20 protein-coding genes are annotated in these 19,190 nt (G+C 42.1%); 9 read left to right on the top strand and 11 right to left on the bottom strand.

What is annotated here, in order from left to right; all coding sequences use genetic code 11:
• The coding region (locus DP117_RS01430; protein WP_248277478.1) for a WD40 repeat domain-containing protein at window positions 1-1,055 on the top strand (1,055 nt) is incomplete at its 5' end.
• Window positions 1,056-1,226: 171 nt separating this feature from the next.
• Window positions 1,227-1,493, top strand: coding sequence for a photosystem I reaction center subunit PsaK (gene psaK, locus DP117_RS01425; RefSeq protein WP_169216551.1), 267 nt, complete (start codon window positions 1,227-1,229; stop codon window positions 1,491-1,493).
• A gap of 105 nt (window positions 1,494-1,598) precedes the next feature.
• Here the strand turns inward: psaK and DP117_RS01420 are convergent, their stop codons facing one another.
• The 7 genes from DP117_RS01420 to cysE form a co-directional block, all read right to left on the bottom strand.
• Window positions 1,599-1,964: a hypothetical protein gene (locus DP117_RS01420; RefSeq protein WP_169216550.1), complete on the bottom strand. Its 366-nt coding sequence runs from the start codon at window positions 1,962-1,964 to the stop codon at window positions 1,599-1,601.
• Between the two features lie 920 nt (window positions 1,965-2,884).
• The gene (gene nifT / locus DP117_RS01415; protein ID WP_169216549.1) at window positions 2,885-3,088 is read right to left on the bottom strand and encodes a putative nitrogen fixation protein NifT; all 204 of its coding nucleotides are present in this window, start codon (window positions 3,086-3,088) and stop codon (window positions 2,885-2,887) included.
• Between the two features lie 263 nt (window positions 3,089-3,351).
• Complete coding sequence (locus DP117_RS01410; RefSeq protein WP_169216548.1) at window positions 3,352-3,639, bottom strand: nitrogen fixation protein NifZ; 288 nt, start codon at window positions 3,637-3,639, stop codon at window positions 3,352-3,354.
• On the bottom strand, window positions 3,626-4,762 hold the full coding sequence (gene nifV, locus DP117_RS01405; RefSeq protein WP_169216547.1) for a homocitrate synthase: 1,137 nt from the start codon (window positions 4,760-4,762) through the stop codon (window positions 3,626-3,628). The genes DP117_RS01410 and nifV overlap by 14 nt, the downstream gene beginning before the upstream one ends.
• 578 nt (window positions 4,763-5,340) lie before the next feature.
• Window positions 5,341-5,538: a DUF2949 domain-containing protein gene (locus DP117_RS01400; protein ID WP_169216546.1), complete on the bottom strand. Its 198-nt coding sequence runs from the start codon at window positions 5,536-5,538 to the stop codon at window positions 5,341-5,343.
• Between the two features lie 363 nt (window positions 5,539-5,901).
• On the bottom strand, window positions 5,902-6,144 hold the full coding sequence (locus DP117_RS01395) for an Asr1405/Asl0597 family protein (RefSeq protein ID WP_169216545.1): 243 nt from the start codon (window positions 6,142-6,144) through the stop codon (window positions 5,902-5,904).
• Between the two features lie 2 nt (window positions 6,145-6,146).
• Entirely contained in the window at window positions 6,147-6,866 is a 720-nt protein-coding gene (gene cysE, locus DP117_RS01390; protein ID WP_248277480.1) for a serine O-acetyltransferase, read from the bottom strand.
• Window positions 6,867-8,376: 1,510 nt separating this feature from the next.
• Between cysE and nifB the strand changes: the two genes are divergently transcribed.
• The 7 genes from nifB to nifD all read left to right on the top strand — a co-directional run bounded on the left by nifB (window position 8,377) and on the right by nifD (window position 16,070).
• Window positions 8,377-9,843, top strand: coding sequence for a nitrogenase cofactor biosynthesis protein NifB (gene nifB, locus DP117_RS01385; protein ID WP_169216544.1), 1,467 nt, complete (start codon window positions 8,377-8,379; stop codon window positions 9,841-9,843).
• Window positions 9,844-9,995: 152 nt separating this feature from the next.
• Window positions 9,996-10,343 carry a 4Fe-4S binding protein gene (locus DP117_RS01380; protein WP_169216543.1) on the top strand — a complete coding sequence of 116 codons (348 nt, stop codon included), beginning with the start codon at window positions 9,996-9,998 and terminating at the stop codon, window positions 10,341-10,343.
• Window positions 10,344-10,454: 111 nt separating this feature from the next.
• Entirely contained in the window at window positions 10,455-11,669 is a 1,215-nt protein-coding gene (gene nifS, locus DP117_RS01375) for a cysteine desulfurase NifS (RefSeq protein WP_169216542.1), read from the top strand.
• A 157-nt stretch (window positions 11,670-11,826) separates the two neighbouring features.
• Entirely contained in the window at window positions 11,827-12,729 is a 903-nt protein-coding gene (nifU, locus tag DP117_RS01370; protein WP_169216541.1) for a Fe-S cluster assembly protein NifU, read from the top strand.
• A 210-nt stretch (window positions 12,730-12,939) separates the two neighbouring features.
• Window positions 12,940-13,296: a group 1 truncated hemoglobin gene (locus DP117_RS01365; protein WP_169216540.1), complete on the top strand. Its 357-nt coding sequence runs from the start codon at window positions 12,940-12,942 to the stop codon at window positions 13,294-13,296.
• Between the two features lie 311 nt (window positions 13,297-13,607).
• Entirely contained in the window at window positions 13,608-14,498 is an 891-nt protein-coding gene (gene nifH, locus DP117_RS01360; RefSeq protein ID WP_169216539.1) for a nitrogenase iron protein, read from the top strand.
• Window positions 14,499-14,630: 132 nt separating this feature from the next.
• Entirely contained in the window at window positions 14,631-16,070 is a 1,440-nt protein-coding gene (nifD, locus tag DP117_RS01355) for a nitrogenase molybdenum-iron protein alpha chain (RefSeq protein WP_169216538.1), read from the top strand.
• A 212-nt stretch (window positions 16,071-16,282) separates the two neighbouring features.
• Here the strand turns inward: nifD and DP117_RS01350 are convergent, their stop codons facing one another.
• The 4 genes from DP117_RS01350 to DP117_RS01335 all read right to left on the bottom strand — a co-directional run bounded on the left by DP117_RS01350 (window position 16,283) and on the right by DP117_RS01335 (window position 18,724).
• Window positions 16,283-17,158, bottom strand: coding sequence for a toll/interleukin-1 receptor domain-containing protein (locus tag DP117_RS01350; protein WP_169216537.1), 876 nt, complete (start codon window positions 17,156-17,158; stop codon window positions 16,283-16,285).
• A gap of 361 nt (window positions 17,159-17,519) precedes the next feature.
• On the bottom strand, window positions 17,520-17,753 hold the full coding sequence (locus tag DP117_RS01345) for a hypothetical protein (protein WP_169216536.1): 234 nt from the start codon (window positions 17,751-17,753) through the stop codon (window positions 17,520-17,522).
• Window positions 17,753-18,040, bottom strand: coding sequence for a type II toxin-antitoxin system HigB family toxin (locus DP117_RS01340; RefSeq protein ID WP_169216535.1), 288 nt, complete (start codon window positions 18,038-18,040; stop codon window positions 17,753-17,755). Before DP117_RS01340 ends, DP117_RS01345 begins: the two co-directional genes overlap by 1 nt.
• 105 nt (window positions 18,041-18,145) lie before the next feature.
• Complete coding sequence (locus tag DP117_RS01335; RefSeq protein WP_169216534.1) at window positions 18,146-18,724, bottom strand: hypothetical protein; 579 nt, start codon at window positions 18,722-18,724, stop codon at window positions 18,146-18,148.
• Between the last annotated feature and the right edge of the window lie 466 nt (window positions 18,725-19,190).

Raw genomic sequence — 19,190 nt, 5'->3', positions numbered from 1 at the left:
CTGGCGTCAGTTTTAGCCCCGATGGGCAAACTATCGCTTCTGCAAGTTTTGACGCAACCGTCAAACTCTGGAGACGAGATGGCAGATTGCTCACCACCCTAACTGGGCATAACGCTCCGGTTACTGGCGTCAGTTTTAGCCCCGATGGGCAAACTATCACTTCTGCAAGTTTGGACCATACGGTTAAACTCTGGAGGCGGGATGGCAGATTGCTCACCACCCTGACTAGACATAAAGCTCCAGTTGCTGGTTTCAGTTTTGATCCCGATGAACAGACGGTTGATTCTGCAAGTAATGAAGCAACTGGCAAACCCTGGAGGCCGGATGGTAGCTTGATTTTCACCTTGACTGGGCATCAAGCTCCGATTTTTGGCGGCGTTACTTTCAGTCCTGATGGACAGACGATTGCTTCTGCAAGTGTTGACAAAACTGTCAAACTCTGGAGACGGGATGGCACCTTAATCACTACTCTGACTGGGCACAATGCTGCGGTGATTGGCGTTACTTTCAGTCCTGATGGACAGACAATTGCTTCTGCAAGTCATGATAAAACTGTCAAACTCTGGAGACGGGATGGCACCTTAATCACTACTCTGACTGGGCATAGCGATTTGGTCAATAGCGTTACTTTCAGCCCAGATGAACAGGCCATTGCTTCTGCAAGTAATGACGCAACTGTCAAACTCTGGCGGCGGGATGGCACCTTGATCACCACGCTGACTGGTCATCAAACTGTGGTTAGTAGCGTCAGTTTCAGTCCTGATGGGCAGACCATCGCTTCTACAAGTTGGGACCATACCGTTAAACTCTGGAGGCGGGATGGCAGCTTGATGACCACCCTAACTGGGCATAACACTCCAGTTCATGGCGTCAGTTTCAGCCCGGATGGTCAGATGCTTGCTTCTACAAGTATTGATGGAAAAGTGATTCTGTGGAATTTCAATCTTGATGATTTGTTAAGGCGCGGTTGCTCTTGGGCACGTGAGTACCTGAAAAACCCTAACAACGGTATGAGTAAAGATGACCACACCCGGCAGATTTGTGATGATCTTTAGAAGAGACGAGAATCCAGAGATGGATGAGAGAGTAGAACCAATTTATATTAAGTATTAACAATAAATGTTAATTATTAATTTAATCACAAACAATGTATTGAATTCTTTGATAATTAAAATTACAAGAATATCTTGAATTTTGTTCATTAACAATTTTAAGGAGAGAATCAGTTGTTAACATCTACTCTACTAGCTGCCACTTTTGCCACAACACCTTTGCAATGGAGTCCTGTCGTTGGGGTGATTATGATCCTGAGTAACATCGTTGCCATTGCCTTCGGCAAATCTAGTATTAAGTATCAAAGCGTTGGTCCAGAACTCCCTTCACCCCAGTTTTTCGGTGGTTTTGGTTTACCTGCACTTTTGGCAACGACTGCTTTTGGTCATATTCTAGGTGTCGGCGTTATCTTAGGACTGCATAGCCTTGGTAGGATCTAAATACTTGCCGAACTTGGAATTTTCTTGATTGTTTTTTCGTATACAAAAAAGAGCCAGAAAACATAATTATCTGGCTCTTTTATGTTTATGATCTTGACTTGTCTTCTATCCTGCTAAAGGCGTCAGACCTCGCATTTGACGAATACCATTGATGCAGCCTACGCAATCACAGCCATACTTGGCTATAGCAGCCTCGCTTTCTTCGTCAGTGAATTCCAGTTCTGTGTTGGCTTGATTTCGCTCAGCTTGTGGTGCGGCAAATTCCACGACAGATGAACCCTCAGTGTTATTAACGCGTGTGCATTCTGGGCGAGGAGTTGCTTTGTGAGAAGAACGTACACAGGAAAGACGATTTGCCACTGGATTCACTGTTTGATTTGCTCTAGCCGGTTGGGTCATCATTGCCAAAGAAATGATAGACGCAAATAGCATAGGACTGGAAAGCAAAGTGAGGAAAAATTTTTTGTTCATCTGTTTAAAAATATCTGTGACGAAACAAGACATAGGTTTAATGTTTTCACATTCCTTGGTTAGTATTCAGTAAATTTTGTGCAAAGTTGCCTGAATAAGTGCAGGAGTGAGTGCAGAGAGTGCTTAAAAAACAGGCTCTATTTTAACAGACGCAATTTATCACGTCCAGATCAAAACAACACGAAAAAAGTGGTAGATGTAGCCAAGGATAACTATCTAAAAGGAAAAGCGAGAACATTTTTTTTGAAAACCGACTGAAACATTTATTCAGTAAGCTAATCGCATACTTGAACTCTTAGCTCCAGAATTTATTTCTTGGCGGGCAAAAAGGCAGGTGCAAGACTACGACTATAATCGTAGCTATTGACGAATTTCGCATGAGTTAAGTTCCTTACTTAGCTCGACTTTATTCAAATCAAAAAACGTAGTACAATTTGAAATTTTGGAGTCAGTGTGAAGAAAGCGTTCTGCCGACAATCCCGCACAAGCGTGTGATTGTGAAAGAGTTACTGGCAATCACTTTTAGCGCTTCATGTGCCCTGAATCATGTTTCACGCTTGGTATAAATAAGGCTTCGTACTTATGCGATCTGCGCAAAGCGCAGCAGCGTTAGCTCCGGCCCCCTAAGGGGCTAGCTATCGCCTCTGTGGGGTAGGCGTTCTGCACAATCCCATAAAGCAGGAAAATGGATAAAGTCGAACTAACTTGAAGGCAATAAAGAATTTTCCGGCAAGCAATTGCATCTGGATGAATATTTCTATACTCTTTAGTACCAATTTGTCAAATGAAATTGGGTGCGTCTTTACAAGATTTTAAACAGCTTGTGTATTCATTTTTGTCATGAGTCATTTGTCTTTTGTCAAGTACAAATGACTAAGGACAGTATTGACAAAACAATTGCTATTTAAACAAATTTTAATCTACGAGAGCCGTTTAGCCTCGACTGTTTGAGGTAATTGCAGCGGATCTGGCAAATTAGGAAATGTTAATTCCCAACCATTGGCTAAAGTAAAAATCTTGCCTTCTGCTCCTTCAGTTTGTTTAACAACTTCTTCTTCAAGGTCTTTTTTAGCAACGTAGACAACCAAATTTCCAGCATCATTCTGACGCAGCATGACTTTCATCTGAGTTTCCTGCTTTCTAGTGTTGATTATTGATGGATTTGTGAAATGTTTTAACAAAAAAGAATTTAGACTACAGAGTCGAAACTCAGAATGAAATTCTGTACGACTCTCTCTCTAACGAGTTCAGCCGACAGGCTTCCGTACGGTTCCTCTGCAGGCGACTGACTTTCCCGTTGGGTGAGAGACGATCTGTATGAATTGCATTCTGAGTTGGTGAGTTCTCCATTTTGCCTTCTTTTTCAATTTCCTTTCACAAAAAAAGTCTACGAAGCTTCCTCAGTTATTTTCTGTTCGTTCTCAACAAGTTCTAATTCTTTTTTGAGACAACCTACAATAAATCCTCTCTCCAAAAAATGGACTGCATAAATATAGGACCTTTGTAAATATGTGCCGATACTAGCTACGTAGCCGATATCTCCTTTTTTCGCTAAGATAACCCCAATTTCTTGACCGGGAAAAGTACCGTCGTTCTTAATCATTTTACGAAGTCGGACTTTATCACCGATGTTAAAAGCGGGTGGTTGTTCAAGTTCTATTTCATCTGATCGCATGTGAATACCTCTGTTGTTCTTGTACCAAATTCAACAGTTCTTGCACGGTTAAGCCGCGTTTTTTTTGTACTGCTTCTTGTCGTACTGCATCTAAGACAGACTGGGTTTGTTCCGAGTCAAGAACAATACCATACTCCTGCAAAACACTAGATAATAAATGCCGACCAGAATGTTTACCCACAACCAAACGTCTTTCCCACCCAACCTCCTGGGGAGCAAAAGGCTCATAAGTCATCGGATTTTGCAGCACACCATGAGCATGAATACCAGCTTCGTGAGCAAAGGTATTTTCACCCACAATGGCTTTCCAAGGTGGTACATGACATCCTGATGCAGCCGCAACAAGTCGAGACAGTTCTAATAAACGAGGCGTGTCAATACCCACATGAACACCGTATATGCGTTTGAGAGCCATGACAACTTCCTCCAAAGCTGCATTTCCCGCTCTTTCGCCTAATCCATTTACCGTAGTATTCACGGATATTGCTCCAGCTTTGATACCAGCAAGGGCGTTAGCAGTTGCTAGACCAAAATCATTGTGAGTGTGAACCTCTACGGGAATGGCTAAAGCCATCACCAATCGTTTGACTTTAGTATATGTAGTGAAGGGGTCGAGAATACCTACTGTGTCACAAAAACGAAACCGCGATGCACCCCATTCTTGAGCATATTGCGCGACATCAAGGAGAAAATTTCCATCAGATCTTGAAGAATCCTCTCCTCCTACAGCTACCCAAAGACCTTGATCAACAGCAAAGCTAATGCTATCTCTAAGTTGTTGTAGAGTCACCCGCCACTGACCATGAAATTTAGCAGCGATTTGGATTCCAGAGACGGGTATGGCAATATGCACTCGCTTTAAACCGCAAGCTATAGAAGCTTGAATATCAGATATGACAGCACGATTCCAGCCAAGCAGTTTTGCTTTTAGACCCGCCTGAGTAATTGCTGATATAGCTCGTATTTCTTCTCTACCCATCGCTGGAATACCGACTTCTAACTCATCAACGCCGATTGTGTCCAGGAACTTGGCGATCGCCACTTTCTCTTCAAAGTTAAAGGCGACTCCTGCTGCTTGTTCACCGTCACGTAGTGTCGTGTCATTTATAAGGACTTGATTCATCTTAAAAACCTCTTAGAAAATCATGAATGATGACTAGCAAAAAACTCAAACTTCTTGAAATAACTCAGTTGAGACTTCACTTAAAAATCCGCGCTTCTTCTGTATTGAAGGACTCTTTTGTTGTCAAATCTATTCAAGGAATTCCTATAAATATTCTGATTTTTGCGTTTTGTGTTCTGAGTTATCATAAAAAATATCACTATTCATAATTCGTAAAACTTCAGCAATCAGCAGCGGAGGCATGCCTCCGCTAGTCAATTTTGATGCCTGAATTTTTACCATCATTTATTATTGAAATTGATATTTCTTGTTTTATCTGTATGGCATAAAACAAGAAATATGTATCAATTACAAATTATGATTATCAGGTGGTAATTCTGTATCACCAAATAGCATATGACTGAGATAGGTATTAGCAATTCCTGAAAACACTAAAATGCTTAATCCGGCAAGAAAAGTAGAAATCATAGTTATATTCTCCTGAAATAATCCAAACTTTTTCTGGATTCTTATTAAAGAAATAGAAAAAACGAAAGAAATATTGATGATGACTCTTTTATAGTTAGAGTTTGCATTCTTTAAGATTGGTCTTCTAGCCAATCCAAAATTCGTTCTAGCTGTTCTATATCAACTAAGCCATATTGCCAAAGAAGCATTGCTAAGGGACTATTATCTAACTCATGTTTGCGTAGTGCTACAGCAATATCCACAGTTGAAAGTGCAAATTCATTTTGTAAAAAATCAAGAAATCTTATATCACTTTGATAATTTGCCATAATACAGTTTTTAACAAAAAGAACATCAACTAAAAAGAAAAAATGTAGATGTCACAGAAATAAACTTTCCAGAAGCGCAGTGAACTTCTCCAAGTACAAGTGTGTGCTTGTACGTAAGCGTGGTGCAGACACGCGCAAGAGGCTTAGAGGAAATCTCTGTAGCCTAAGAGGATACACTGCTGTACGTCTACGAACAACTTTTGACATGGAAGTGTTCTCCGGCTGCAAAAGGCTGTAGGGTAGAAGAAAAATTTTAACATCTCAACTTCATACCTGCTCCTTTATATTTGTTTTCACATGTCATGCCTGTTTCTAGGCTTTCTTGTTACTTCATACAGTTCGTCAATTGAGATAGTCAAAAATTTAAAGCTGCCAACATCTTTCTAGCCAGTTGATTAATTCTTGGCGACTTGCCATAAATTGCAGTACGGTGCTGCGAACAAGAATTGCTGTCAGACAACTATTGACTTCTACCCGCAAAGAACCGTCAGGAGAACACCAACTCTTGATCATTAACTCTTGCAAGCGTTGATAGATTTGCCTGCGATCGCTCATCGGAATTTGTACAATATGTTCGCCTGAACCTTGAAAACTACAAGATTGCATAATTAACGTTCCTTTCTCACCAGTTCTTTTTCCTTGTTCTGACTTGTCACGGTTTGTAGCTTTTGTTCGAGTTGCTCAATACGTTGTAGTAAGGTGCTAAACACAGTCGCTTCTAAATCGGGTAATTTTCCGTGTTCTAAAGCCGATAGGTGTTCATTCTGCTTGCGGGAAATAATTCGCCCTGGAACTCCCACGACAGTCGAATCTGGTGGGACATTGCGCAAAACAATCGAACCTGCACCTATGCGGACGCGATCGCCAATCTGAATATTACCCAAAATTTTTGCACCTGCTCCCACAACGACATTTTTCCCAATAGTAGGATGGCGCTTACCACTCTCTTTTCCAGTTCCACCAAGGGTAACACCTTGGTAAATGAGCGTATAGTCAGAGACAATAGCAGTTTCGCCAATCACAACACCCATACCGTGATCGATAAACACACCCTTGCCAATCTCCGCACCTGGATGAATTTCAATTCCTGTTAAAAACCGTCCTAAGTGAGAAATCAAGCGCGGGATAAAAGCCACTCCACGGCGGTACAACCAATGGGCAAGGCGATGCAAACAAAGTGCGTGGAATCCAGGGTAACAAAACAGCACCTCTAGCCAATTGCGTGCTGCTGGATCTCGCTCAAAAATGATGCGAAAATCACTCAATAGCAGTTCAAAAGAAACGCTCTTAAGCATAGCAAAAAAAAGGTGGGAATACTTGCCCAGCATTTCTGCAATCTTTGAATTCCTGATATGGTCGAAGGGCTGTTGCATCGGTACTCGGGGAGTGAAAATCGCGCCTGTGCTATGTTCTCTGCTTATATCAGGTGTTTGCAAAGACTGTTCTTAGTCTGACGCCGATTGGAATTATTGGATTGATTAACAGTGTACTCACCAACCTTAAAGCCTGATTTCATGCAAACTTAAAATTTTTCTTGGGGTAGGGGTGCTAGTATTTTCAGGGTCAGGGTACTAGAATTTATGGGGGAAGGGAATAAGTATTTCTGTACTCGATAGAAATTCACTTACAGATAAGACTTTTATGCAATTTCGGCAATGTATTTTTGCATAAATTAACAGCTACTTCCCTATACTCAAGAATGAAATAAGCAAATTGTATGCAAAAAATCTGTATATTTAGCCACTATTTTTTATAGTATTCCTACAATTGAGAAAAGACAAGTTATGCTATTTTATCTGATGGTTTTTATCTGTAAGCGTAAATACTATTTTCTATATCTACAATTGTAGTTTGATTAACCATTAGACTAATCTTATCCTTTTGGATCAAGATTTGGACCCTTCTACATGAAGAAAATGCAAGTTTTTTATGCACTGGATGCATGCTCAAGGATAAAAAAACCTGTGTTGAGAGAATTGGTTAGTGTTCAAACTGAGTTAATTGAGATAAAATTCTATTAATGAAGAAACCAAGCTGGGTTAAAAACCTGAGTTTTCTATGTTGACGCCTGAAAAGAATCCAAAATTGCCAAGAGAAATGATGTCAAAATTTCCCAGAGATGAGGATACCAACAAAATATTAAAAAAAACTTGAATTGCATTTTTCCCTCGAAAAAAATGATATTCTCTATACAGAATTAAACTTCGCTAATTTCTGGGTTACCACTCTGTGATTGACTCCGGATTTCCAAAATCAAAATCTCTGTTCAGGCAGTGCTTTAGGTATTATTTCATTAGCCTGTGAGTACAAGGTAGAAAACCGAAAAAAAAGCTAATATATTTCTCAAACCCTTGTAGGAATTGGGTTTCATTTGAGTACACAAATACTTGCCCCTATTTCCATAAATACTAAAACCCCAACTCAAAAATTCTAGTACCTCTACCCAGAAAAAAATTTTATGAATCCTCAAATGCTTAAAGGGTAAAGGTTTTTAATATTGAGTACAAATCTAATCAATCTAATAAATTCTATCCATAGCACAAGCGCTGCCCTTATTCAAGACAACTGATATAAAACTTATATCGCCAACACTCAAAGCGCAAATAAAAACAGCGCTTCGGAGTGAGTGGAGGGATGAGATAGCACCATGCCCCTGTGAACAGAAGTCGCGCCTTTACGCGCAAATTTCCTTCAAGTTGAAGAGCGTTGACACACACCAGCCTTTAAAAACTTGGGTACAGAGCGCCAGTACAAGACGCGGCTTCCATTCTTAGCTCAACAGAGTGGCTATGGCATCTTCCACGGTGGCAACGTTAGTACCTGACCATACGAAATTCAATGACACAGTCTACAGGACTCGTTACCCCTCTAGTTACAGAATCCACTCCAACCAAAGCAAAATCCAGTGGTTGCGGCGGATGCAACAGCGATAGCAGCGCCACTGTGGAAATGGACGAAAAGCTGAAACAACGTATTGCTCAGCATCCTTGTTACAGTGAAGAAGCTCATCACCATTATGCGAGGTTGCACGTTGCTGTCGCCCCTGCTTGCAACATTCAATGTAACTATTGTAATCGTAAATACGACTGCGCTAATGAGAGTCGTCCTGGAGTGGTGAGCGAATTACTGACTCCAGAGGAAGCAGCACATAAAGCTTTGGTGATTGCAGGCAAAATTCCTCAATTGACCGTTTTAGGAATTGCAGGTCCTGGCGATCCACTAGCAAATCCTGAAAAAACTTTCCGCACTTTTGAATTGATTGCAGAAAAAGCACCAGATATCAAGCTTTGTCTGTCAACTAACGGTTTAATGCTACCGGAGTATGTTGACCGCATTAAACAACTCAACATAGACCACGTTACAATTACCATTAACATGGTAGACCCAGAAATTGGAGCAAAAATTTATCCTTGGGTTCACTACAAGCGCAAGCGCTACAGAGGTATTGAAGGGGTAAAAATTCTCCACGAAAAGCAGATGGAAGGATTACAAGCCCTCAAGGAAGCCGACATCCTATGCAAAGTCAACTCGGTGATGATTCCGGGGATTAATGATGAGCACTTGATAAAGGTCAACAAAGTTATTCGCTCTAAAGGTGCATTTCTTCACAATATCATGCCGCTGATTTCCGCACCAGAACACGGCACCCACTTTGGATTGACTGGTCAGCGCGGTCCCACACCAAAAGAACTTAAGGTTGTGCAAGATAATTGCGCTGGTAACATGAAGATGATGCGTCATTGCCGTCAGTGTCGTGCTGATGCAGTCGGTCTTTTGGGTGAAGACCGCAGCCAGGAGTTTACTAAGGCTAAATTCATGGAAATGACTCCAGAATATGACTTAGAACAACGCCAAGAAGTTCATGCAGGCATTGAGAAGTTTAAAGAAGAACTGAAAGTAGCCAAAGAAAAAGCTCTCTCTGCGGTCGAAACAACCAATGGCGCATCTGTAGAAAACAGTCCAAAAATCTTAGTTGCAGTCGCAACAAAAGGCGGCGGATTGGTTAACCAACACTTTGGTCATGCCAAGGAATTTCAGATTTATGAAGTTGATGCCAATAAAGTTTCTTTTGTTGGACATCGTAAAGTTGATCATTATTGCCAAGGCGGATACGGCGAGAAAGCCACTCTAGAGAATATCATTCAAACAATCGCTGATTGCAAAGCGGTGTTAGTTTCCAAGATTGGTGACAGTCCCAAGGAAAAATTGCATAAACTCGGAATTCAGACAGTTGAATCCTACGATGTGATTGAGACGGTTGCTTTGGAATTTTACCAGCAATATGTGAAGGAACAAGGGAAGTAAAACGTCAAAAGCATGCCCTTGAGTGAAAGGTCAAAAGTCAAAAGTTAAAAGTCAGACGAATTTTTAACTTTTAACTTTTCACTTTTCCTCTTCCCCATTACCCAGAATCCAATTCCCAATCCACAATTTCTAAGATAGTAAGGGGAATAATTATGGCTTATGAAATTACCAGCAAGTGCATTTCCTGCAAATTATGTCTTTCAGCCTGTCCCACTGGCGCAGTCAAGATAGTTGATGGTCACCACTGGATTGACCCTAACCTCTGCACAAACTGTGATGGTACTGCTTACAGTGTCCCTCAGTGTGTAGCTGGTTGTCCCACCTGCGATGGTTGCGTCAAACAACGTGGGGATTACTGGGAGTCTTGGTTTGCCACTTACAATAAACTCGTAACAAAACTAACAAAAAAACAAAACTATTGGGACAACTGGTTTAACTTTTATTCCCAAAAATTTTCTGAGCAAATACAGAAAACAAAAGCGTCGGGAGTAAAAGCTTGAACCAGTACACAGTACACAGTTATCAGTAAACAATTGATAATTGATAACTGTTTACTGTTAAACTGACACGTTTTATAAATTCTTGATAGTAGTCAAATCAGATTGGAAGCAATGCACAAAGACTGCATATATCTAGACAATAATGCCACTACCAAGGTAGATCCAGCAGTTGTAGAGGCTATGCTGCCCTACTTCAGCGAGTATTACGGCAATCCCTCCAGTATGCACACTTTTGGTGGGCAAGTCGGTAAAGCGGTAAGACTTGCACAAGAACAAGTAGCCGCCCTCTTAGGTGCCGATGAATCAGAAATTATCTTTACCAGTGGAGGAACTGAGGGAGATAACGCTGCTATTCGCGCTGCACTGTTAGCACAAAGCGAAAAGCGACACATCATCACGACACAAGTCGAACACCCAGCGGTGCTGAATTTGTGCAAACAGTTGGAAACCCAAGGTTATTCTGTCACCTATCTTTCAGTAAATCGTCAAGGGCAATTGGATTTGAATGAACTGGAAGCCTCATTGACAGGCAATACAGCCCTAGTGACGATTATGTATGCTAATAACGAAACCGGCGTGATTTTCCCAATTGAACAAATTGGTTTGCGCGTCAAAGAAAGTGGCGCACTCTTTCACGTTGATGCGGTGCAAGCAGTGGGGAAAATCCCCATGAATATGAAGACGAGCACCATTGATATGCTAACTCTGTCCGGTCATAAAATTCATGCACCTAAAGGAATTGGCGCATTATACGTGCGGCGCGGAGTTCGGTTTCGTCCCATGCTGATTGGCGGAGGACAACAACGTGGAAGAAGAGCAGGAACAGAAAATGTTGCAGGAGTTGTTGCTTTAGGCAAAGCAGCTGAACTAGAATTATTACATCTAGAAGAAGCGACAACTAGAGAAAAGCGTTTACGCGATCGCCTAGAACAAACCCTCATCACCACAATTCCCGACTGCGAAGTCAACGGTGACATCACACAGAGATTGCCAAACACCACCAATATTGGCTTCAAGTATATCGAAGGTGAAGCGATTCTACTCTCTTTAAACAAGTACGGTATTTGTGCGTCATCCGGTTCTGCCTGCAGTTCTGGGTCTTTGGAACCCTCTCATGTTCTACGAGCAATGGGCTTACCCTACACCATTTTACATGGTTCCATCCGCTTCAGCCTTTGTCGTTACACCACAGAAGCCGAAATTGATGCAGTTCTCGCAGTGATGCCCTCTATTGTGGAACATTTGCGTACACTCTCGCCCTTCAAAAGTGATAATGCGCTTTGGCTGCAACAACAGGAAAAAGCAGTGCTTGGGGCAGGGAGATAAGAAAGATAAGGGAGACGAAGAAAGTGAGACCAGCGCTGCGGGAGGGTTTCCCTCCGCAGGCGACTGGCGAACCCGGAGGGTTTTCTCTCCCTAATCCCCAAATTTTTTATTTTTATGACTCAATTCAAATTTCAAAATCTGGAATCTGAAATCGGCTATGTGGGACTATACAGATAAAGTCATGGATCTCTTCTACAATCCCAAAAATCAAGGGGTGTTTGAAGACTCTAGAGAACCTGGAATCAAAATTGCTGTTGGAGAAGTCGGTAGCATTGCTTGTGGAGATGCTCTGAGATTACACCTTAAAGTTGAGGAAACAACTGAAAAAATCCTCGATGCTCGTTATCAAACATTTGGCTGTACGAGTGCGATCGCATCATCTGAGGCTCTGGTAGATTTAATCAGAGGTTCAACCCTAGACGAAGCCCTCAAAATCAGCAACAAAGATATTGCTAACTATCTCGGTGGATTACCACAAGCAAAGATGCATTGCTCGGTGATGGGACAAGAAGCCCTAGAAGCAGCTATTTATAATTACCGAGGCATTGCTCACGAAGTTCATGAAGATGATGATGAAGGAGCGCTAGTTTGCACTTGCTTCGGCATCAGTGATGCAAAAATCCGGCGTGTGATTCTGGAAAATGACCTCACCACTGCTGAAGAAGTCACAAATTATATCAAAGCTGGTGGCGGATGCGGTTCTTGTCTGGCAACGATTGATGATATCATAGCATCTGTGCGTAAAGAATCTGCAGCTTCTGTCAGTACTTTGAAAAAGAACACGACCAGTCAGCAAGCCAAAAAACTGCTGACACCTGTGCAGAAAATTGCACTAATTCAAAAAGTTTTAGATGAAGAAGTCAGACCTGTTCTGATCGCTGATGGAGGAGACGTAGAACTATACGACGTAGATGGCGATTGTGTGAAAGTTGTGCTACAAGGTGCTTGCGGTTCATGTTCTGCTAGCACAGCAACACTCAAGATTGCAATTGAATCTAGATTACGCGATCGCGTAAGCAAAGACCTTGTCGTAGAAGCAGTTGAGCCATCGTTGCTTTAAAACTTACGCACTTTACAAATATACCCTAGTATGCATTACCCTGAAACACTAAGTAGGATTTGACTCATATCATTGTTTTCCTTCCTATCAATGCTTGAGTCCTACTAACAACGGACAGCTAAATTCACTGGTTAAGAGCACACAAGTGAAAGTTTTTAGCTAAGAGCGCGAATTTCATTATCCAACCAACTCGCTTCAAAGGAAAAGGATATGAGCACATTATTCGACAAACTTGGTGGACAACAGGGTCTTGAGCAAGTAGTGGATGAATTCTACAAACGCGTCATGGCTGACAACACCCTCAGTAAGTTTTTCGCCAATACCAACATGGACAAGCAACGTCAAAAACAAGTGGATTTCTTCGCCAAGATTTTTGACGGTCCAGACCAATACAAGGGTCGCTCCATGGACGCAACACACACAGGTATGAATCTACAGCAACAACACTTCGATGCTATTGCAAGGTACCTGAGTGAGGCACTAGCTGCGCGTGGAGTGTCATCAGAAGACACAAACGCTGCAGTTGGTCGCGTCGAAAGTTTGAAGGGCACTATTTTGAACAAGTGATGTAAAAGCTACGCCCCCGTTGGGGAAATTCAAAATTTTGAGTCTTGAATTGTAGCGTAGCGAGGGTCAAGTCTTACTTGGTGTTTCAGGACAATGCATATTAGAACTAATTTGTAAAGTACAGAAAACCTAAGAAATTTCACGAGGAAATCGATGTTTTTACTTTCAAAAGTTTTTACTGTAGAGCGATCGCCTCCCGCGATGTTCTACCAGCGGTCACTGCTGTAACCTTACAGGCGTGACTCACAAAAAGCAAAGACCCACCAAACCAACTAATCAATTACCAATCAATTGCAGGAGAAAGACTCATCATGTCCGACGATAAAATCAGACAGATAGCATTTTACGGTAAAGGCGGTATCGGTAAATCTACCACCTCCCAAAACACCCTTGCCGCTATGGCAGAAATGGGTCAGCGCATCATGATTGTGGGTTGCGACCCGAAAGCTGACTCCACCCGTTTGATGCTGCACAGCAAAGCTCAAACCACCGTGCTTCACCTCGCCGCTGAGCGGGGCGCAGTAGAAGATTTAGAAATCGAAGAAGTAATGCTCACTGGCTTCCGTGGTGTACGTTGCGTGGAATCTGGTGGTCCAGAGCCCGGAGTAGGTTGCGCTGGTCGGGGTATCATTACCGCCATCAACTTCTTGGAAGAAAACGGTGCTTACCAAGACTTAGACTTCGTTTCCTACGACGTGTTGGGTGACGTTGTCTGCGGTGGTTTCGCTATGCCTATCCGTGAAGGTAAAGCACAAGAAATCTACATTGTGACTTCTGGTGAAATGATGGCGATGTATGCTGCTAACAACATCGCTCGTGGTATTCTCAAATACGCTCACTCTGGTGGCGTGCGCTTGGCTGGTCTGATTTGTAACAGCCGTAAAGTTGACCGGGAAGTCGAACTGATCGAAACCCTGGCAGAACGTTTGAACACTCAGATGATTCACTTCGTACCCCGTGACAACATCGTTCAACACGCAGAATTGCGTCGGATGACCGTCAACGAGTACGCACCTGACAGCAACCAAGGTAACGAATACCGCGCATTAGCTAAGAAAATCATCGATAACACCAAGCTCACCATTCCTACCCCTCTCGAAATGGACGAGTTAGAAGCTTTACTGGTAGAGTTCGGTATCCTCGACGACGATACCAAGCACGCAGAAATCATCGGCAAACCTGCGGAAGCTACTGCCAAGTAAGCAACGCCCTGAGGTGGGCTGCTTGCCCACCTTTGAAGAAAGAAGAATAAAGAATGAAATAGAAATACTTCACTCTTCAATCTTCACTCTTAATCTTTTCTCCTCAGCAGTAATTCGCCAGTAAGGAACACTATGACATTTATAGATGACAAAAAAACTTCTCCGGAAGACCCAAAAGCGGTCATAGAACAAAGGAAAGAACTCATTAAGGAAGTTTTAGAAGCTTACCCCGAGAAAGCTAAGAAAAAGCGGGAAAAGCACCTAAACGTATACGAAGAAGGTAAAAGCGATTGCGGCGTTAAGTCCAACATCAAATCCCTTCCTGGTGTAATGACTGCTCGTGGCTGTGCTTACGCTGGTTCTAAAGGTGTGGTTTGGGGTCCAATCAAGGACATGATTCACATCAGCCACGGACCTGTTGGTTGCGGTTACTGGTCTTGGTCTGGTCGTCGTAACTACTACATCGGCACTACAGGTGTTGACTCCTTTGGCACCATGCACTTCACCTCGGACTTCCAAGAACGAGATATCGTCTTCGGCGGTGACAAAAAACTCTTAAAACTAATCGAAGAACTCGAAGTACTCTTCCCCCTCAGCCGTGGTGTTTCAATTCAATCTGAATGTCCTGTCGGTCTGATTGGAGATGACATTGAAGCTGTAGCTAAGAAAGCAGCGAAAGAGATTGACAAGCCCGTTGTACCCGTGCGTTGCGAAGGTTTCCGGGGTGTTTCCCAATCTCTAGGTCACCACATTGCTAACGACATGGTTCGTGACTGGGTGTTTAGCAGATCCGACAAAGAAAGAAAAGAAGGCAAGCTTCAATTCGAGTCTACTCCTTACGATGTCGCAATTATTGGTGATTACAACATCGGTGGTGATGCTTGGGCTAGCCGCATTCTATTAGAAGAACTTGGCTTGCGCGTAGTCGCCCAGTGGTCTGGTGATGGCACCATTAATGAGATGATGCAGACACCGAATGTGAAGATGAACCTGATTCACTGTTATCGGTCGATGAACTACATCAGCCGTCACATGGAAGAAGCTTACGGTATACCCTGGTTGGAATACAACTTCTTTGGTCCTACCAAGATTGCTGAATCCTTACGGGAAATCGCTTCTAAATTTGACTCAAAAATCCAAGAAAACGCTGAGAAGATTATCGCCAAGTATCAGCCAGTCATGGATGAAATCATTGCTAAATATCGTCCAGGCTTGGAAGGCAAAACAGTTGCCATGATGGTTGGTGGTTTGCGTCCTCGTCACGTTGTCCCCGCGTTCCAAGATTTAGGAATGAGAATGATTGGTACTGGTTATGAGTTTGCTCATAACGACGACTACAAACGTACCACTCACTATATTGAACACGGTACTATCGTTTTCGATGACGTTACTGCTTACGAGTTTGAGGAGTTTGTTAAAGCACTCAAGCCCGACCTCATCGCCTCTGGTGTGAAAGAGAAGTACGTTTTCCAAAAAATGGGTCTTCCTTTCCGTCAAATGCACTCTTGGGATTACTCCGGACTTGGTAACTGGGGTTGGAAGTCAGGTAAAGCAAGCTTTTTTAATTATTAGAGGCAAAAGAGTCTATTTCTAGCCTAAATGCGAGTTTTAGGATTATCTGGAAACAATCTGTTTTTATACTTCAGACAATACAACTCTTATTTTGTCTGGTTTTAAGATTTTGCTTGCATTTTGCTCAAAGAAAAACTGTACAAAAAAAGACTATTTTAAATGAGATTTTTTTAGATTAAATAAAGTGATGGACATTCAAACAAATCTCCATTTTACATTCCATAGTATTTTGCACTAAAGCCTACCGTTAAAGGAGCTTGATCATATAAACAAGAAACACTTATTTTTAGCTTTTTTCTATGATCATAATAAGTGTGGAAGTGTGTCTGCTTTCGTACAAGTTCTAGTTCAGACGGATTTATACTAAGCGAGCCAAGTATTGGTACTGAGTCAAACTCTTGTGTTTGCAAATAAGGTGCTGTTTTCTTCAGATCAATTTCAACATAACTGATGAAATTACCCTCAGCTTCAAGGAGCATATGACAATCATCATTATCAATAATTATATTGCCGATTTCATTCGGTTCTTGCCCCACAGCAGTTGAGGCGAAGGCAATGCTCATACCTATATATTGGAATGGTCTGTGAAATGGCTTCCTAAATATAGGAAGATTTATTATCGCAGCTTTGTTCAATGCTTGCCCCAAGGTAGCACCAGTAAGATTGCTTTCAAGAGCATTTTTATTAAACACAACTTCAATACTACGCACAAGTTTTTCAAAAGCATCTTCATACCGAGACTCTTCGGTAAAATCAACATACAACTTACCAAGTAAAAAACCCGGTAATTCACATTTCCGATACATAATCGGAAGAACTTTAACTTTTTTCCCCATAATCTCTTGATTCATAGCTACATCCACTTCTCGCTGTACCCAAGACGAAGCAATTGAATTTAGAGATAAAATAACAGCAACATAGTCTACTTTCTCCAAACCACTTCTGATTTTTTCTATTAAAGATTCTCCAACTTTTATTTCAGCTTCATCAAGCCAAATTTTAACGCCGTGGTTGTCCAAATCTCTTGCAAGTTTCCTAACAAAAGGTTTGTCTTCCTTGTTGTGGCTAAGAAATACACTTACTGTCATTTATGTGCATACTCCATTTAGATACTAAACTGAAACTTTCCGTCTAATACTTAGATTAGAATACTATACAAAAAGTTTCCGTCTAATTACCTAATTCGGGGTGGTTATTCAGAAATTTTCCATCTAATATTCCTATTTGGACATCAGATGGAAATTGTCCATATATTTACCCTAATTGAGTCTGTAATTGAAACAGTATCAGTTTCGTAGAGCAAGTTTAACTGTGTTGGCGCAGTCCGTCGTATACATCGCCTAAATCGACAACATTTAGCGATTGTGTGTGAGACGCACAAGGAGTAACCTGTTGTGGCGATCGCCTTCGCACAGGCAACACGCCACTGCATATTCATACTGGATGAAGTTAAGAGATCGCCTCTAACTCAGGAATGTGTTCAGTTTCATAGTTTTCAATTAAGACACCGATAACTTCCATTAAAGACGCCAGCGGGTGGCTTTCATCTTCACCAACTTGATCAATAAGGCGATCAAGCATTTCGACCAAGCGATCATATTCCTCCTCAGTGTGAGGAACAAAGACGTTTTCGGCAATTGATGACCAAGCAGTGATAGTTTGATCGAGGTTGAAACTTTGCATTATTCTTTCCACTTTCCTTCATCGTATTCTGAATGCGTTAACACAGCCCGGATATAGACTTTTTGACGGTTGTAGTGAATTGCGGCGATGAGTCGAACTTTGTTGCCGCCAATGTTAAACACAGTCAATTTCCCGACTTGATCTGCTGATGGAAATATTTCACGGAGTTCCACAAATGAGGTAAACTGATTTTGCTTCACTAATCGATACCATTGAGCCAAAGCGTTCTCTGTATCTGGATGGAGTTTGGCAAATTCATTAAGTCGTTTACGAGTAATCACATGCATGTGAAAACCCCTGATGTCTTAATAATTCTGTCATCTATCTAACTCAGCTTCTATCTCTAATCTTGTATTTGAATCATTTATCTTTTTACTTTTTAATCTTGTGGTTCAGTCTGGGAAAGCTGCACCAGTTCTTGGGTCACGGATATACAGGCCTAGTGTGAGACTACGCATCACTTCATCCCAAACAGGTGTGAGCTGCTCTGCTTGATCTGCCCAATAATCGAATGTAATTAAGCACTGAACATTCGACCCCAAACCAATGCAAGTCCGTGAAAAAGCTTCGCGTGGCTCTGCTTGGGTGTCGATAAATTTAATTTCTGTCCATACAATCCTGGCGGTTTGACGTTTGATGGTAAAGATTTCTCCCGATTCAATGACGTTACGACTGTCGTCTTGTATTACTTTCTTCAAGGTGGACTTTAGCGGAAACTGGCTCCAGTCATTGGGTGGTAGGCGATTGAAAGATACTTCCAGACAGCAATCATCATTGGGTGGTTTTCTATCGAGGAACTTGAACGATTTTTCTTGTGGCTCAAAAACCCAATTTTGGGGAACATTGAAGCGAACAGCCCCCCGATCTGCTACAAAAATCTTGTAGCCTGATGGAGATTCCCAACGATGGTCGGGTTTTAGTTCAAGCGTTTCTTTAATCCACTGGAGATTGCTTTTCTTACGCTTTGCCATAGTGTTTTTGCAAATTTGCTGATGATTGCAATCATCGAAGGTGATGCTCGTATGGAGCTGCCCAAAGGGTGATGCTTCCAGAGGGAGCCGAACCCTTGCGCGATCGCCTATTTTGTTAATAATATCAAATCGCTGGTAGGGTTCGTTCCATTTGTTCGCGTGTGCTAACTCATTGATCCATCTCTTTGTTTGGTTGGTTGCTTGAGTAAGTTATGCTTTGAGTCACCTAAAATCTAAACGACAATATTGCTCATCATAGCGATCGCCTACAACCGTTTCACGCCTTCCCGGAAAAACTGCGGTGCCGAATTACAAGTAACGGGTTCTAAGCCCGTGTTGAAGCGCTCTTGTTGCCCCTTCATCATATCGAAGGAAACGGCGAACCGTACCAGAAGACTTGTTTTTTAGCGTCCGACGCCGAAGTCCATGCACTTTGTCTGGAGGCATCAAAAGGAGGCACCGCAGT

Source organism: Brasilonema sp. UFV-L1 (assembly GCF_012912105.1).
Taxonomy (GTDB): Bacteria; Cyanobacteriota; Cyanobacteriia; order Cyanobacteriales; family Nostocaceae; genus Brasilonema.
Note: the sequence above shows the minus strand (reverse complement) of the source record. Positions and strands in the feature narration are given on the sequence as shown.